The organism is Pseudomonas sp. RIT623 (assembly GCF_004519305.1).
Classification (GTDB): Bacteria; Pseudomonadota; Gammaproteobacteria; order Pseudomonadales; family Pseudomonadaceae; genus Aquipseudomonas.
Window position 1 is genome coordinate 47,581 of record NZ_SOZA01000002.1, and the last position, 14,461, is coordinate 62,041.

The 14,461-nt window shown below is 65.4% G+C and carries 14 protein-coding genes; 8 read left to right on the top strand and 6 right to left on the bottom strand.

What is annotated here, in order from left to right; translation table 11 throughout:
* Positions 1–95: 95 nt before the first annotated feature.
* The 4 genes from E3U47_RS02095 (at position 96) to E3U47_RS02110 (ending at position 5,385) form a co-directional block, all read left to right on the top strand.
* Positions 96–1,883 (top strand): N-acetylglutaminylglutamine amidotransferase, encoded by a 1,788-nt coding sequence (locus E3U47_RS02095; protein WP_134689269.1) that lies wholly within the window; start codon positions 96–98, stop codon positions 1,881–1,883.
* Positions 1,884–1,886: 3 nt separating this feature from the next.
* Positions 1,887–3,632, top strand: coding sequence for an N-acetylglutaminylglutamine synthetase (gene ngg, locus E3U47_RS02100; protein ID WP_134689271.1), 1,746 nt, complete (start codon positions 1,887–1,889; stop codon positions 3,630–3,632).
* A 178-nt stretch (positions 3,633–3,810) separates the two neighbouring features.
* Entirely contained in the window at positions 3,811–4,995 is a 1,185-nt protein-coding gene (locus E3U47_RS02105; protein ID WP_134689273.1) for an osmoprotectant NAGGN system M42 family peptidase, read from the top strand.
* Positions 4,996–5,157: 162 nt separating this feature from the next.
* Positions 5,158–5,385 carry a YheU family protein gene (locus E3U47_RS02110; protein ID WP_134689275.1) on the top strand — a complete coding sequence of 76 codons (228 nt, stop codon included), beginning with the start codon at positions 5,158–5,160 and terminating at the stop codon, positions 5,383–5,385.
* Between the two features lie 18 nt (positions 5,386–5,403).
* On the opposite strand, the gene csrA is transcribed toward E3U47_RS02110, so the two are convergent.
* Both csrA and E3U47_RS02120 read right to left on the bottom strand, forming a co-directional pair.
* On the bottom strand, positions 5,404–5,592 hold the full coding sequence (gene csrA / locus E3U47_RS02115; protein ID WP_134689276.1) for a carbon storage regulator CsrA: 189 nt from the start codon (positions 5,590–5,592) through the stop codon (positions 5,404–5,406).
* A 125-nt stretch (positions 5,593–5,717) separates the two neighbouring features.
* Positions 5,718–6,533: an SDR family oxidoreductase gene (locus tag E3U47_RS02120; protein WP_134689278.1), complete on the bottom strand. Its 816-nt coding sequence runs from the start codon at positions 6,531–6,533 to the stop codon at positions 5,718–5,720.
* Positions 6,534–6,736: 203 nt separating this feature from the next.
* Here E3U47_RS02120 and E3U47_RS02125 point away from each other — a divergent pair, with 203 nt between their 5' ends.
* Positions 6,737–6,889, top strand: coding sequence for a DUF3309 family protein (locus tag E3U47_RS02125; RefSeq protein ID WP_134689280.1), 153 nt, complete (start codon positions 6,737–6,739; stop codon positions 6,887–6,889).
* Between the two features lie 59 nt (positions 6,890–6,948).
* On the opposite strand, the gene E3U47_RS02130 is transcribed toward E3U47_RS02125, so the two are convergent.
* The 3 genes from E3U47_RS02130 to E3U47_RS02140 all read right to left on the bottom strand — a co-directional run bounded on the left by E3U47_RS02130 (position 6,949) and on the right by E3U47_RS02140 (position 9,992).
* On the bottom strand, positions 6,949–8,613 hold the full coding sequence (locus E3U47_RS02130; RefSeq protein WP_134689282.1) for a cation acetate symporter: 1,665 nt from the start codon (positions 8,611–8,613) through the stop codon (positions 6,949–6,951).
* Positions 8,610–8,921 (bottom strand): DUF485 domain-containing protein, encoded by a 312-nt coding sequence (locus tag E3U47_RS02135; protein WP_134689284.1) that lies wholly within the window; start codon positions 8,919–8,921, stop codon positions 8,610–8,612. The genes E3U47_RS02130 and E3U47_RS02135 overlap by 4 nt, the downstream gene beginning before the upstream one ends.
* 213 nt (positions 8,922–9,134) lie before the next feature.
* A complete protein-coding gene (locus E3U47_RS02140) occupies positions 9,135–9,992 on the bottom strand; it encodes a glycine betaine ABC transporter substrate-binding protein (protein WP_134689285.1) in 858 nt (285 codons plus the stop codon).
* Positions 9,993–10,214: 222 nt separating this feature from the next.
* Between E3U47_RS02140 and E3U47_RS02145 the strand changes: the two genes are divergently transcribed.
* Complete coding sequence (locus E3U47_RS02145; protein ID WP_134689287.1) at positions 10,215–11,771, top strand: beta (1-6) glucans synthase; 1,557 nt, start codon at positions 10,215–10,217, stop codon at positions 11,769–11,771.
* On the opposite strand, the gene E3U47_RS02150 is transcribed toward E3U47_RS02145, so the two are convergent.
* Positions 11,761–12,114 carry a hypothetical protein gene (locus E3U47_RS02150; protein WP_134689288.1) on the bottom strand — a complete coding sequence of 118 codons (354 nt, stop codon included), beginning with the start codon at positions 12,112–12,114 and terminating at the stop codon, positions 11,761–11,763. The two genes, E3U47_RS02145 and E3U47_RS02150, sit on opposite strands and share 11 nt — an antisense overlap.
* Positions 12,115–12,329: 215 nt before the next feature.
* On the opposite strand from E3U47_RS02150, the gene E3U47_RS02155 reads away from it, so the two are divergent.
* Together E3U47_RS02155 and E3U47_RS02160 are read left to right on the top strand one after the other, a co-directional pair.
* The gene (locus E3U47_RS02155; protein WP_134689290.1) at positions 12,330–13,628 is read left to right on the top strand and encodes a serine/threonine protein kinase; all 1,299 of its coding nucleotides are present in this window, start codon (positions 12,330–12,332) and stop codon (positions 13,626–13,628) included.
* Positions 13,621–14,436 carry a VacJ family lipoprotein gene (locus E3U47_RS02160; RefSeq protein ID WP_134689292.1) on the top strand — a complete coding sequence of 272 codons (816 nt, stop codon included), beginning with the start codon at positions 13,621–13,623 and terminating at the stop codon, positions 14,434–14,436. The genes E3U47_RS02155 and E3U47_RS02160 overlap by 8 nt, the downstream gene beginning before the upstream one ends.
* Positions 14,437–14,461: the final 25 nt, after the last annotated feature.

The following is a 14,461-nucleotide window of genomic DNA, read 5'->3' on the forward strand; positions in this document are numbered from 1 at the left end:
GATTGATCTAAAACTCTTGCAAACCACTCAGGTCCCTACCTAAGTGGCCCATTTTTGGGTGCACACCTCCCCAACGGCAAAACCGGTAAGGACTTATGTGCGGATTAGCAGGAGAGTTACGTTTCACCCCCATCGACCAAGCCCCCCGCCCGGCGGACCTCGCCGCGGTGGAGCGCATCACCCACCACCTGGCGCCCCGCGGCCCCGACGCCTGGGGCTTCCATAGCCAGGGCCCGATCGCCCTCGGCCACCGCCGGCTGAAGATCATGGACCTGTCCGACGGCTCGGCGCAGCCGATGGTCGACAGCACCCTGGGCCTGTCGCTGGCCTTCAACGGCGCCATCTACAACTTCCCCGAGCTGCGCGAAGAGCTGCAAGCCCTGGGCTACAGCTTCTGGTCCGACGGTGACACCGAGGTGCTGCTCAAGGGCTACCATGCCTGGGGCGCGGCGCTGCTGCCCAAGCTCAACGGCATGTTCGCCCTGGCCATCTGGGAGCGCGATGCCCAGCGCCTGTTCCTGGCCCGCGACCGGCTCGGCGTCAAGCCACTGTACCTGTCGCGCAACGGCGAACGCCTGCGCTTCGCCTCGACCCTGCCGGCGTTGCTCAAAGGCGGCGACATCGACCCGATGATCGACCCAGTGGCGCTCAACCACTACCTCAACTTCCATGCCGTGGTGCCCGCGCCGCGCACCCTGCTGGCCAACGTGCAGAAACTCGAGCCCGGCAGCTGGATGCGCATCGACTGCCACGGCGAAGTCGAACGCCAAACCTGGTGGCAACTGCACTACGGCGCCAACCCCGACGAGCGCGAGCTCGACCTGGAAGGCTGGACCAGCCGCGTGCTCGACGCCACCCGCGACGCCGTGGCGATTCGTCAGCGCGCGGCGGTGGACGTTGGCGTGCTGCTGTCCGGCGGCGTCGACTCGAGCCTGCTGGTCGGCTTGCTGCGCGAGGCCGGGGTGGACGACCTGTCGACTTTCTCCATCGGCTTCGAGGATGCCGGCGGCGAGCGCGGCGACGAATTCCAGTACTCCGACCTGATCGCCCGGCACTATGGCACCCGTCACCATCAGTTGCGCATTGCCGAACACGAGATCATCGAGCAGTTGCCCGCCGCCTTCCGCGCCATGAGCGAGCCGATGGTCAGCCACGACTGCATCGCCTTCTACCTGCTGTCGCGGGAAGTGGCCAAGCACTGCAAGGGCGTGCAGAGTGGCCAGGGCGCCGACGAGCTGTTCGCCGGCTACCACTGGTACCCCCAGGTTGACGGCGCCGAGGATGCCTTCGCGGCCTACCGCGACGCCTTCTTCGACCGTAGCCACGCCGAGTACCGCGACACCGTGCAGGCCCCCTGGCTGCTGGAGACCGACGTGGCCGGCGACTTCGTCCGCGAGCACTTCGCCCGCCCCGGCGCGCCGGACGCGGTGGACAAGGCCCTGCGCCTGGACAGCACGGTGATGCTGGTGGACGACCCGGTCAAACGGGTGGACAACATGACCATGGCCTGGGGCCTGGAGGCGCGCACGCCATTCCTGGACTACCGCCTGGTGGAGCTGTCGGCGCGCATCCCGGCGCGCTTCAAGTTGCCCGACGGCGGCAAGCAGGTGCTCAAGCAGGCCGCGCGGCGGGTCATCCCCCACGAGGTGATCGACCGCAAGAAAGGCTACTTCCCGGTGCCCGGCCTCAAGCACTTGCAAGGCGCCACCCTGGAGTGGGTACGCGAGCTGCTGACCGACCCGAGCCAGGACCGTGGCCTGTTCAAGCCGGCGATGCTCGACCGCCTGCTGAGCAATCCCCATGGCCAGCTCACCCCATTGCGCGGCTCCAAGCTATGGCAACTGGCGGCCCTGAACCTGTGGTTCAGCGAACAAGGAATCTGACCGATGAAAGCTCACGAGATCGCTTACGGTCAGCGCCTGCTGCGCGGCCAGGCGCCGTCCTACGAGCGCCTGCAGGCGCGCCTGGCCGGCGACGGCAGCGAACCCCACGACCGACCACGGGCGGTGCATTGCGGCTGGGGCCGATTGCTGATCGGGCATACCTATGCCGACCCGCTGACCCTGGCCGAAGACCTGCTCGAGGAGCGTGGCGGCGAGCGCGACATCGCCCTGTACGTCGCCGCGCCTCAGCAGGTACTGGCCCAGGCACCGCAGCAGTTGTTCCTCGACCCGTCGGACACCTTGCGCCTGTGGTTCACCGACTACCGCCCGGCGCAACGGGTGTTTCGCGGTTTTCGCATCCGCCGGGCGCAGAGCGCGGCGGACTGGCAAGCCATCAACACCCTGTACCTGGCCCGCGGCATGCTGCCGGTCGATGTCGAGCGCCTCACCCCGCGCCATCAGGGCGGCCCGGTGTACTGGCTGGCCGAAGACGAGGACAGCAACGCAGTGATCGGCAGCGTCATGGGCCTGGACCACAGCAAGGCCTTCGACGACCCCGAGCACGGCTGCAGCCTGTGGTGCCTGGCGGTGGACCCGCACTGCACCCGCCCGGGGGTCGGCGAGGTGCTGGTGCGCCACCTGATCGAGCACTTCATGAGCCGTGGCCTGGCCTGCCTGGACCTGTCTGTCCTGCACGACAACCGCCAGGCCAAGCGCCTGTACAAGAAGCTGGGCTTTCGCAACCTGCCGACCTTCGCGGTCAAGCGCAAGAACGGCATCAACCAGCCACTGTTCCTCGGCCCCGGCCCGGAGGCGACTCTCAACCCCTACGCGCGAATCATCGTCGACGAGGCGCTGCGCCGGGGCATCGAGGTGCAGGTGGACGATGCTGGCGCAGGCTTGTTCACCCTCAGCCTGGGTGGCAGGCGGGTACGGTGCCGCGAGTCGCTGAGCGACCTGACCAGCGCCGTGACCATGACCCTGTGCCAGGACAAGCGCCTGACCCGGCAAGCCTTGCACCAGGCCGGGCTGCAAGTGCCGGCGCAGCAGTTGGCGGGCAACGCCGACGACAACCTGGCGTTTCTCGACGAACACGGCGCGCTGGTGGTCAAGCCCGTGGATGGCGAGCAAGGCCAGGGCGTGGCCGTAAACCTCACCTGCCACGAGGACGTCACCCACGCCGTGGAACAGGCCCGGCGTTTCGACAGCCGCGTGCTGCTGGAGAGTTTCCATGCCGGCAGCGATCTGCGCATCGTGGTGATCGGCTACGAAGTGGTGGCGGCGGCGATCCGTCATCCGGCGCAGGTGATTGGCGACGGCAGCCATAGCATTCGCGCGTTGATCCAGGCGCAAAGCCGCCGTCGCCAGGCGGCCACCGGCGGCGAGAGCCGCATACCGCTCGATGAGGAAACGGCACGCACGCTCAAGGCCGCCGGCCTGGGCTACGACGACATCCTCCCGGCCGGGCAGCGGCTGGCTGTGCGCCGCACCGCCAACCTGCATACCGGCGGCACCCTGGAGGACGTCACCGCGCGCCTGCACCCGGTGCTGGCCGATGCCGCCGTGCGCGCCGCCCGCGCCCTGGAAATTCCCATGGTGGGCCTGGACTTCATGGTCCGCGATGCCGAGCACCCGGACTACGTGATCATCGAGGCCAACGAACGGGCCGGGCTGGCCAACCATGAACCGCAGCCCACCGCCGAGCGGTTTGTCGACTTGCTGTTTCCGCATAGCCGCCCCTTGGCCTGACAGCCCTTCGGTTTTGGGTAGGAGCGGCCTTGTGTCGCGAAAGGGGTGCGCAGCGCCCCCCGGTTTCAGCTTCGCCACAGCCATTGCCGGGCCCGCTTTGCGGGCCTTTCGCGACACAAGGCCGCTGCTACAAAAACCTGCCGCAATTTGACAATTCAACTCGACCGGAGACCTGGACATGTCCGAACGACACCTCGAACCCGACCTCGACTACCTCAAGCGGGTACTGCTGGAGATGCTCGCCATCCCCAGCCCCACCGGTTTCACCGACACCATCGTGCGCTACGTCGCCGAACGCCTGGACGAACTGGGCATTCCCTTCGAGCTGACTCGCCGCGGCACCATCCGCGCCACCCTCAAGGGTCGGCAGAATTCGCCCGACCGCGCCGTGTCCGCTCACCTGGACACCATCGGCGCCAGCGTGCGCCAGTTGCAGGACAACGGCCGCCTGGCACTGGCGGCGGTGGGCTGCTGGTCGAGCCGCTTCGCCGAGGGCAGCCGTGTCAGCGTGTTCACCGACACCGGCGTATACCGTGGCAGCGTGCTGCCGCTGATGGCCAGTGGGCACGCCTTCAACACCGCCATCGACCAGATGCCGGTCAGCTGGGAGCACGTGGAAGTGCGCCTGGACGCCTACTGCGCCACCCGCGCCGATTGTGAAGCGCTGGGGATCGCCATCGGCGACTTCGTCGCCTTCGACCCGCTGCCCGAATTCACCGAAAGCGGCCATATCAGTGCCCGGCACCTCGACGACAAGGCCGGCGTGGCCGCCTTGCTGGCGGCGCTCAAGGCCGTGGTGGAGAGCGGCCGTCAACCACTGATCGACTGCCACCCGCTATTCACCATCACCGAGGAAACCGGCTCGGGCGCCGCAGGCGCCCTGCCTTGGGATGTCAGCGAGTTCGTCGGCATCGACATCGCGCCGGTGGCGCCGGGGCAGGCCTCCAGCGAGCATGCGGTGAGCGTGGCCATGCAGGATTCGTCCGGCCCCTACGACTACCACTTGTCGCGGCACCTGCTGAAACTGGCCGGCGACCAGGACCTGCCGGTGCGCCGCGACCTGTTCCGCTACTATTTCAGCGACGCCCACTCGGCAGTGACCGCCGGCCACGATATCCGCACCGCGCTGGTGGCGTTCGGCTGCGATGCCACCCATGGTTATGAACGCACCCATATCGACAGCCTCGCCGCCCTGAGCAAACTATTGGCCGGCTACCTGCTCAGCCCACCGGTGTTCGCCAGCGACTCGCAACCGGCCAGCGCCTCGCTGGAGCGCTTCAGCCATCAGCTGGAACATGACGCGCAAATGGAGAGCGAGACCCGGGTGCCGGCGGTGGACAGCCTGGTGGGAAACAAAGGCTGACGCCCTGGGCCCCTGGGGTGGCCACAAATGCCGGTGCCTGCCACCGCGGTGCCTGGTTCGCCAGCAAGCTGGCTCCTACAGGCGTGAGCATGCTCTCTGACACAGCATGCTCACGCAATTTCACGTAGCATGCACACACCCCCACCACCATCGCCCCAGACCATGCTGATCCCCCACGAGCAACTCGAAGCCGAAACCCTGACCCGCCTGATCGAAGACTTCGTCACCCGCGACGGCACCGACAACGGCGATGACACGCCGCTGGAAACCCGAGTCCTGCGCGTGCGCCAGGCGCTGGCCAGGGGCCAGGCGTTCATTTTGTTCGACATGGACAGCCAGCAGTGCCAGTTGCTGGCCAGGCACGAAGTGCCCCGCGAGTTGCTCGAGTGACGCCCCGGGCGCTGGCTATCAGGCTTGCGCCTCCTCCCGCGCCTGCGCCTTGATCCGCTTGTACACCTCGACCCGGTGTACCTCCACCTCGCGCGGTGCAATGATGCCGAAACGCACCTGCCCGCCCTTCTCGATCCCCATCACCTGGATGCGGATGTCATCTGCAATGACGATCACCTCGCCTTTTTCACGTCCGATTACCAGCATGTACCGATCCTCCTGCTCACGGGAAAATCGGAGACTGCACCGGCCGCCTTCACCTACTCAATCGTTCACCAGACAAATAGACCGATCCCACATAAAGCGGTAAATATCCCTACAGATCATTCCTGTTAATGGCTGTTTCTGCGCTGTTTCGCGCGCATTTTCAGCGCCATCTCGGCCATCTCGTCATACAGCCGCTGCGGCGCCTGGCACTTGAGCTGCCAGGCCTGGCGTCCGGCTTCGTGCGGCAGGATGAGGAACTCCCCCGCCGCGACCTGGGCATGGATATGCTCGGCGATATCGGCGGCACTGATCGGCGAGCCCTCGAGCAGCTTGCCCACCTGGGCCTTCATCGCCGGGTCCGGGCCGCGGAACGAGTCGAGCAGGTTGGTCTGGAAGAACGATGGGCAGACCACATGCACCGCCACCTCGACCTGGCGCAGTTCCACCAGCAGGCTCTCGGACAACGCCAGCACGCCGGCCTTGGCGACGTTGTAGTTGCTCATGCCCGGGCCCTGCATCAGGGCCGCCATCGAGGCGATATTGATGATCCGCCCACGGCTGCGCTCGAGCTGCGCCAGGAATGCCTTGCAGCCCTTGACCACGCCCATCAGGTTGACCGCGATCTGCCAGTCCCAATCCTCCAGGGACAACTCGGCGAAAAAACCACCCGCGGCCACCCCGGCATTGTTGACGATCGCGTCGATGCCGCCGAACTTCTCCTCGCAGGCCTGGGCCAAGGCGGTGAGCTGGCTGTAGTCGCGCACGTCGCAACGCTGGATGAAGCCGTCGCCGCCGGCCTGGCGCACCAGCGCCAGGGTTTCCTGCAGCCCGGCCTCGTTGACATCGGCCAAGGCCAGGCGCCAGCCGTCTCGCGCCCAGCGCAGGGCGATCTCGCGGCCCAGGCCGGAGCCGGCCCCGGTGATCATCATTCGGTTGTGCATGGTCAAGCGCCTTGAACAGTGAGAGTGGGCTGGAGTCTAGCCAGAACCCCCCCCTGGCGGTGCGGCATCAGGGTGCTGAATACAGCGGTATCCAAGCTGCGGGCGCCCAAAACGGATTGAATTTTTGCCTGACGGTACCGGTCGGAATCTGTAAGCGCCCGGCCTCGCCTGCGCCAGCCCTTCCATCACGCAAGGACTCCACCATGACCACGATCCTCATCATCATCCTGATCCTGCTGCTGATCGGTGGCTTACCGGTCTTCCCCCATTCCCGCGCCTGGGGCTATGGCCCGTCCGGTATTGTCGGCGTGGTGCTGGTGATCCTGCTGATCCTGGTGTTGCTGGGCCACATATGACGCCCTGAAACGACAACGCCCCGGCTTGGGCCGGGGCGTTGCGCGTTCAGCTCAACAGGTCAGTGCGAGACCGCGCCGCTGGCCCCCAGGCCAGTCTGCGAACGGACGAACTGCGGGAAGAACAGCGCGCGCTCGTCTTCAGCGGCCTTGGACTTGTCGGTGACCGAGAAGAACCAGATGCCGGCGAAGGCGATGATCATCGAGAACAGTGCCGGGTACTCATACGGGTAAATGGCTTTCTCATGGCCGAGGATCTGCACCCAGATGGTCGGGCCGAGGACCATCAGGCCCACCGCGCTGATCAAGCCCATCCAGCCACCGATCATGGCGCCGCGGGTGGTCAGCTTCTTCCAGTACATCGAGAGCAGCAGGACCGGGAAGTTGCAGCTGGCGGCGATGGAGAACGCCAGGCCGACCATGAAGGCGATGTTCTGGTTCTCGAACAGGATGCCCAGGCCAATCGCCAGCACGCCCAGGGCAACGGTGGTGATCTTCGACACGCGAATCTCGTCCTTGTCGTTGGCCTTGCCTTTGCGCCAGACACTGGCGTAAAGGTCGTGGGACACCGCCGAGGCGCCGGCCAGGGTCAAGCCGGCGACCACCGCCAGGATGGTGGCGAAGGCCACCGCCGAGATGAAGCCGAGGAAGATGCTACCGCCCACCGCATCGGCAAGGTGCACCGCGGCCATGTTGTTGCCACCCAGCAGGGCGCCGGCGGCATCCTTGAAGTCCGGGTTGGTGCTGACCAGCAGGATCGCGCCGAAGCCGATGATGAAGGTCAGAATGTAGAAGTAGCCGATGAAGCCGGTGGCGTAGAGCACGCTCTTGCGCGCTTCCTTGGCATCGCTGACGGTGAAGAAGCGCATCAGGATGTGCGGCAGGCCAGCGGTGCCGAACATCAGCGCCAGGCCCAAGGAGAATGCCGAGATCGGGTCCTTGACCAGGCCGCCCGGGCTCATGATCGCCTCGCCCTTGGCATGCACCTTGATCGCCTCGGAGAACAGCGTGTTGAAGTCGAAGCCCACGTGTTTCATCACCATCAGTGCCATGAAGCTGGCACCGGACAGCAGCAGCACCGCCTTGATGATCTGCACCCAGGTGGTGGCGAGCATGCCGCCGAACAACACGTACAGGCACATCAGGATGCCGACCAGGATCACCGCGACATGGTAGTCGAGGCCGAACAGCAGTTGGATCAGCTTGCCGGCACCGACCATCTGCGCGATCAGGTAGAAGGCCACCACCACCAGCGAACCGGAGGCCGACAGGGTGCGGATCTCTTTTTGCCCGAGGCGGTATGAGGCGACGTCGGCGAAGGTGTACTTGCCAAGGTTGCGCAGGCGTTCGGCAATCAGGAACAGGATGATCGGCCAGCCGACCAGGAAACCGATGGAGTAGATCAGGCCATCGTAGCCGGAGGTGAACACCAGCGCGGAAATGCCCAGGAACGAGGCCGCCGACATGTAGTCGCCGGCAATCGCCAGGCCGTTCTGGAAGCCGGTGATGCGGCCACCGGCAGCATAATAGTCAGACGCCGACTTGTTGCGCTTGGAGGCCCAGTAGGTAATCCCCAGGGTGAAACAAACGAAGGCCACGAACATGGCGATCGCCGAAACGTTCAGCGGCTGCTTGTGCACCTCGCCGGTCAGGGCGTCGGCGGCCCACACGGCGGGTGCGAAAGCGCCGCAGGCCAGAACGGCCAGGGTCTTGGCGTGACGGATCATTGCTTGGCCTCCTCGAGGATCGCCTTGTTCAATTCATCGAACTCGCCGTTGGCGCGGCGCACGTAGATGGCGGTGAGCACGAACGCCGAGACGATCAGGCCGACACCCAGGGGAATACCCCAGGTGATCGACGAATCGGGGCTCAACTTGGCACCCAGCAGATGCGGGCCATAGGCGATGAGGAGGATGAAGGCGCAGTAGAGGCCGAGCATGATCGCCGAGAGAATCCAGGCGAAACGCTCGCGCTTGGTGACCAGCTCCTTGAAGCGCGGGCTGTTCTGTATCGAGAGGTAAATGCTGTCGTTCATTGTTTTTGTCCTAGCAGCACAGATTAGGGAGAACCCGACTCCACTTTATGCTGCCGTTGGACGCCAACCAGACGACCTTAGTCTTAGATGCAACGGTGTTTTACAGATTTGGTAACAACCCGTCGTAGATCGCGGGCCAAGCCCACTCCCACGCAGTACTTCGAAATCCGCGGGAGCGGGCTTGGCCCGCGATAGGCATACGCCAACTTCCGATTATTTACCCGTCCACTCCTTGACCCGTTCCGGGTGCTTGGCCACCCAGTCCTTGGCCGCGGCTTCAGGCTTGGCACCCTCCTGGATCGCCAGCATCACCTCGCCGATCTCATCCTTGGACTGCCACTGGAATTTCTTCAGGAACTCGGCCACTTCCGGTGCCTTGCTCGCCAGCCCCTTGCTGCCGATGCTGTTGACCGTCTCGGCCGCGCCATAGACGCCCTTGGGGTCCTCGAGGAACTTCAGCTTCCACTTGGCGAACATCCAGTGCGGCACCCAGCCAGTCACCGCGATGGACTGCTGCTTGGCGTAGGAACGCCCCAGCTCGGCGGTCATCGCCGCGCCAGAACTGGCGGTGAGCTTGTAGCCCGTCAGCTCGTAGTCCTTGATCGCCTGCTCGGTCTTGAGCATCACCCCGGAACCGGCGTCGATGCCGACGATCTTCTGCTTGAAGCTGGTGTCGGTCTTGAGGTCGGCAATGCTGCTGGCCTTGACGTACTCGGGGACGATCAGGCCGATCTTGGCGTCCTTGAAGTTGGGGCCGTAGTCGACCACGTTGTCCTTGTTCTTGGCCCAATACTCGCCGTGGGTCACCGGCAGCCACGCCGACAGCATGGCATCCAGCTTGCCGGTGGCCACGCCCTGCCACATGATGCCGGTGGCCACCGCCTGCAGCTTCACGTCATAGCCGAGTTTCTGCCTGATCACTTCGGCGGCCACGTTGGTGGTCGCCACGCTGTCCGACCAGCCGTCCACGTAACCGATGCTTACTTCCTTGGCCATTGCCTGCGCGGTGCTCATGGCCAATACCAGGGCGGTGCCCACGCCCAGGAAACGTCGCATTCTTGTAATCGTCATCAAGGCATCCCCTCGTCAGGTCTTGGAGAGTGCATCATCGACCTGCCCCCGCGCGCGACCTGCTCTGTCAGCGACCTCCAGCGAACGATCAGCGACAGCACTGTGCCATTAACGCCATCGCGCGCCGTGGCCCTGCGCGATCCTTGCATGCCAAAGGCTTGGCGGCGGGCTACTATCACAGGCCCTTGGGGCGGCACAGCAGCCCCGTATCCGAATTCGACGATGGACCGCCCGATGTCGCGCCTTCTCTACCTGTTCGCCTGCCTGCTGGCCATGCTTGGCCTGGGCGCCCTCTGGCATGGCCTGGGCAAGCCCGTGCACCTGCCCGACGCCGCCAGCCCGACGCACAAGCTGCAATGCGCCTCCTACACCCCATTCGACAAGGACCAGTCGCCGTTCGACCAGCCGTTTCGCTTGCGCCCAGCACGCATGGACGCCGACCTGGCACTGCTCGCCGAGCGTTTCCAGTGCATTCGCACCTATTCGCAGACCGGCCTCGAGGCGATCCCGGCGCTGGCCCGCAAGCACGGCCTGAAAGTGATGCTCGGCGCCTGGGTCAACGCCAACCCGGTCGACACCGACAAGGAAATCGACCTGCTGATCGCCGCCGCCAAGGCCAACCCGGACGTGGTCAGCGCGGTGATCGTCGGCAACGAGGCGTTGCTACGCAAGGAGGTCACCGGCCAGCGCCTGGCCGCGCTGGTCGCCAAGGTCAAAAGCCAGGTGCAGGTGCCGGTGACCTACGCCGATGTCTGGGAGTTCTGGCTGCAACACCCCGAGGTGGCGCCGGCGGTGGACTTCCTGACCATCCACCTGCTGCCGTACTGGGAGGACGATCCGCACGGCATCGACGCGGCGCTGGCCCATGTCGCCGAGGTGCGCCAGGTGTTCGGCAAGCGTTTCGCGCCCAAGGATGTGCTGATTGGCGAAACCGGCTGGCCCAGCGAAGGCCGCCAGCGCGAGACCGCGGTGCCGAGCCGGGTCAACGAGGCGCGTTTCATCCGTGGCTTCGTCGCCCTGGCCGAAGCCAATGGCTGGCGCTACAACCTGATCGAGGCCTTCGACCAGCCGTGGAAACGTGCCAGCGAAGGTGCGGTAGGTGGTTATTGGGGCCTGTACGATGCCAACCGCCAGGACAAGGGCGTGCTCGAAGGGCCGGTGAGCAACCTGGCGCTGTGGCGGCAATGGTGGCTGGCCAGCGCACTGGTGTTGCTGGCCACCCTGGCGTTGGCCGGGCGCCCGGCGGATCGCCGCGCCGCCCTGCTGCTGCCGCTGCTGGCGGCGCTGGGCGCCGCCAGCCTGGGACTGTGGGGCGAGCTGATGCGTACCCATGCGAGGTTCGCCGGGGAATGGCTATGGGCGCTGGCATTGACCGGGTTGAACCTGCTGGTGCTGGCCCACGCGGCCCTGGTCCTGGCCCGGCGCGAGGGCTGGCGGCAACGGCTGTTTGCCTGGCTGCAGGCGCGCGCCGGCATCTGGCTGCTGGCCGCAGGCTTCGCCGCGGCGGTCAGCATGCTGGCGCTGGTGTTCGACCCGCGCTATCGCAGCTTCCCCAGTGCCGCGCTGCTACTGCCGGCGGTAGTTTATCTGCTCCGGCCGGTGCCGGCGCGGCGGGCGGAGGTGGCGTTGCTGGCGTTCATCGTCGGCGCCGGCATAGCACCCCAGTTGTGGCGCGAGGGGCTGGCCAACCAGCAGGCCTGGGGCTGGGCGCTGGTTAGCGTGCTGATGGTCGGGGCACTGTGGCGCAGCCTCAGGTTGCGCCCCGCGCTCACCTCCTGACCAACCGCAAGCCGGCCAAGACCAGCGCAAATACCGCGATGCTCGCGGTATACAGCACCAACGCCGGTACCCCGCACAGCAGCGCCAGCCCTGCCAGCCATCTGCCGCCCCGACGGGGCGTTACCTGGGCCAACAGTGCCAGCCCCAGCGCCGCCCAGGCCATCACCTGAAAGTGAATCGCCAGCCCCATCAGCGACCGTACCCGGCACTGCCAGAGTTCGCCAGGCACCGCGCACAAGCCCACCCAGCGGGCGTCCTCCATCAACCCGTAACGCACGCCATAACTGGCTGCCAGCCACGACGCCAGACACAACACCGCCCAGACCGGCCACGAACGCGTCATCCAGCTCTCCCATTGCGGTAATCGAAATGCTGCATGATCCCCCAGGGGGCGTTGTAAGGCAAAATCATGGCCCTGCAGCTATGTTGCACAAGACACGGATTGCCGGCTGCGGCAACATCTGGCGCGACAAAGGCATGAGCGGCGGGCAACTTTGCACCCGTTGCCATGGTCCTAGCCTGCGTACTGCACGACCTTGCGTTTTCCTGGGGGACTACATGCTTCGATCTTTGCGCCTGGCCGCCCTGCTCGGCGGCCTGCTCGTGACGGCGATCGCTTCGGCGCGGGACATCGACCCGCAAAGCTACGGCTATCCGCTGAAAAACCCGTTCGAGGCGACCATCGCCACCACCCCGCCGGACCAGCGCCCGACGCTGCCCAGCGACGATGACATCGACCAGGCCGATTACAGCCTCAACCTGCGCCCAGAGCGCGAGTTCACCCTGCCGGACAACTTCTGGCCGGTGAAGAAGCTGCGCTATCGACTGGCTCGACAAGACCACCAGGCGCCACTGATCTTCCTCATCGCCGGCACCGGGGCGCCCTATTCCAGCAGCATCAACGAATACCTGAAGAAGCTGTTCTACCAAGCCGGCTACCACGTGGTTCAATTGTCCTCGCCGACCAGCTGGGACTTCATGAGCGCCGCCTCGCGCTTCGCCACCCCCGGCGTGTCGCGCGACGACGCCGAGGACCTGTACCGGGTGATGCAGGCCGTGCGCGCCCAGCACGCGAGCCTGCCGATCAGCGAGTTCTACCTAAGCGGCTACAGCCTCGGCGCGCTGGATGCGGCGTTCGTCAGCCACCTGGACGAAACCCGGCGCAGCTTCAACTTCAAGCGCGTGCTGCTGCTCAATCCGCCGGTCAACCTGTACACCTCGATCAGCAAGCTGGACAAGCTGGTGCAAACCCGAGTCAAGGGCATCGACAAGAGCACCACCTTCTATGAGCTGATGCTGGAAAAACTCACGCGTTACTTCCAGGAAAAGGGCTACATCGACCTCAACGAGGCACTGCTGTACGACTTCCAGCAGTCCCGCGAGCACTTGTCCAACGAGCAAATGGCCATGCTCATTGGCACCTCGTTCCGCTTCTCGGCGGCCGATATCGCCTTCACCTCCGACCTGATCAACCGCCGCGGCCTGATCATCCCGCCGAAGTTCCCGATCACCGAGGGCAGCAGCCTCACGCCGTTCTTCAAGCGGGCCCTGCAATGCGACTTCGACTGCTACCTGACCGAGCAGGTGATCCCCATGTGGCGCGCGCGCACCGACGGCAACAGCCTGCTGCAACTGATCGACCAGGTCAGCCTGTACGCCCTGGAAGACTACCTGCGCAGCAGCCCAAAGATTGCCGTGATGCACAACGCCGACGACGTGATCCTCGGCCCCGGCGACATCGGTTTCCTGCGCCGGGTGTTCGGCGAACGCCTGACGCTCTACCCCCATGGCGGCCATTGCGGCAACCTCAACTACCGCGTCAACAGCGACGCCATGCTGGAGTTCTTCCGTGGTTAACAGACTGCTGCTCGTCACCGCCCTGCTCGCCAGCGCCCAGGCCCTGGCCGACGAAGTCGCGCCACGGGCCAGCGTGGTCGAGGCCGACAACATCGGTACCTTGTCGGCCGAGGCCGATGGGTTTCTCGACCCGCTGCGCGAACTGAAATTCAACCCTGGGCTCGACCAGCGCGAGTTCGAACGCTCGACCCTGGCCGCGCTGAACGTCTACGACCCGCTGGAATCGATGAACCGGCGCGTCTACCACTTCAACTACCGCTTCGATCAGTGGGTATTCCTGCCGGTGGTGGATGGCTACCGCTACATCACCCCCGGCTTCGTGCGCACCGGGGTAAGCAACTTCTTCAACAACCTCGGTGATGTGCCGAACCTGTTCAACAGCGTGCTGCAGCTCAAGCCCAAGCGCTCGGCCGAGATCACCGCGCGGCTGATGTTCAACACCCTGATTGGCGTGGGCGGCCTGTGGGACCCGGCGACCAAGATGGGCTTGCCGCGCCAGAGCGAGGACTTCGGCCAGACCCTGGGTTTCTATGGCGTGCCCGAAGGGCCGTACCTGATGCTGCCAATCCTCGGCCCGTCGAACCTGCGCGACACCACCGGGCTGGTGGTGGACTACGTGGGGGAGAAGGAAATCAACTACCTGGGCGTGCCCGACAGCGCCAGCGACCATCCGGAAATTACCCTGCTGCGGGCGGTGGACAAGCGCTACAACACCAACTTCAGCTATGGCCAGACCAACTCGCCGTTCGAGTACGAGAAGCTGCGCTACGTGTATACCCAGGCGCGCAAGTTGCAGATCGCCGAATAAGGCCCTCCACGCCCCCTGTAGGAGC

Coding starts and splice junctions, on each gene's coding strand:
- E3U47_RS02105 (WP_134689273.1), top strand. CDS start 3,811: ATGTCCGAACGACACCTCGAACCCGACCTCGACTACCTCAAGCGGGTA.
- E3U47_RS02135 (WP_134689284.1), bottom strand. CDS start 8,921: ATGAACGACAGCATTTACCTCTCGATACAGAACAGCCCGCGCTTCAAG.
- E3U47_RS02145 (WP_134689287.1), top strand. CDS start 10,215: ATGGACCGCCCGATGTCGCGCCTTCTCTACCTGTTCGCCTGCCTGCTG.
- E3U47_RS02125 (WP_134689280.1), top strand. CDS start 6,737: ATGACCACGATCCTCATCATCATCCTGATCCTGCTGCTGATCGGTGGC.
- ngg (WP_134689271.1), top strand. CDS start 1,887: ATGAAAGCTCACGAGATCGCTTACGGTCAGCGCCTGCTGCGCGGCCAG.
- E3U47_RS02110 (WP_134689275.1), top strand. CDS start 5,158: ATGCTGATCCCCCACGAGCAACTCGAAGCCGAAACCCTGACCCGCCTG.
- E3U47_RS02130 (WP_134689282.1), bottom strand. CDS start 8,613: ATGATCCGTCACGCCAAGACCCTGGCCGTTCTGGCCTGCGGCGCTTTC.
- E3U47_RS02155 (WP_134689290.1), top strand. CDS start 12,330: ATGCTTCGATCTTTGCGCCTGGCCGCCCTGCTCGGCGGCCTGCTCGTG.
- E3U47_RS02095 (WP_134689269.1), top strand. CDS start 96: ATGTGCGGATTAGCAGGAGAGTTACGTTTCACCCCCATCGACCAAGCC.
- csrA (WP_134689276.1), bottom strand. CDS start 5,592: ATGCTGGTAATCGGACGTGAAAAAGGCGAGGTGATCGTCATTGCAGAT.
- E3U47_RS02150 (WP_134689288.1), bottom strand. CDS start 12,114: ATGACGCGTTCGTGGCCGGTCTGGGCGGTGTTGTGTCTGGCGTCGTGG.
- E3U47_RS02120 (WP_134689278.1), bottom strand. CDS start 6,533: ATGCACAACCGAATGATGATCACCGGGGCCGGCTCCGGCCTGGGCCGC.
- E3U47_RS02140 (WP_134689285.1), bottom strand. CDS start 9,992: ATGACGATTACAAGAATGCGACGTTTCCTGGGCGTGGGCACCGCCCTG.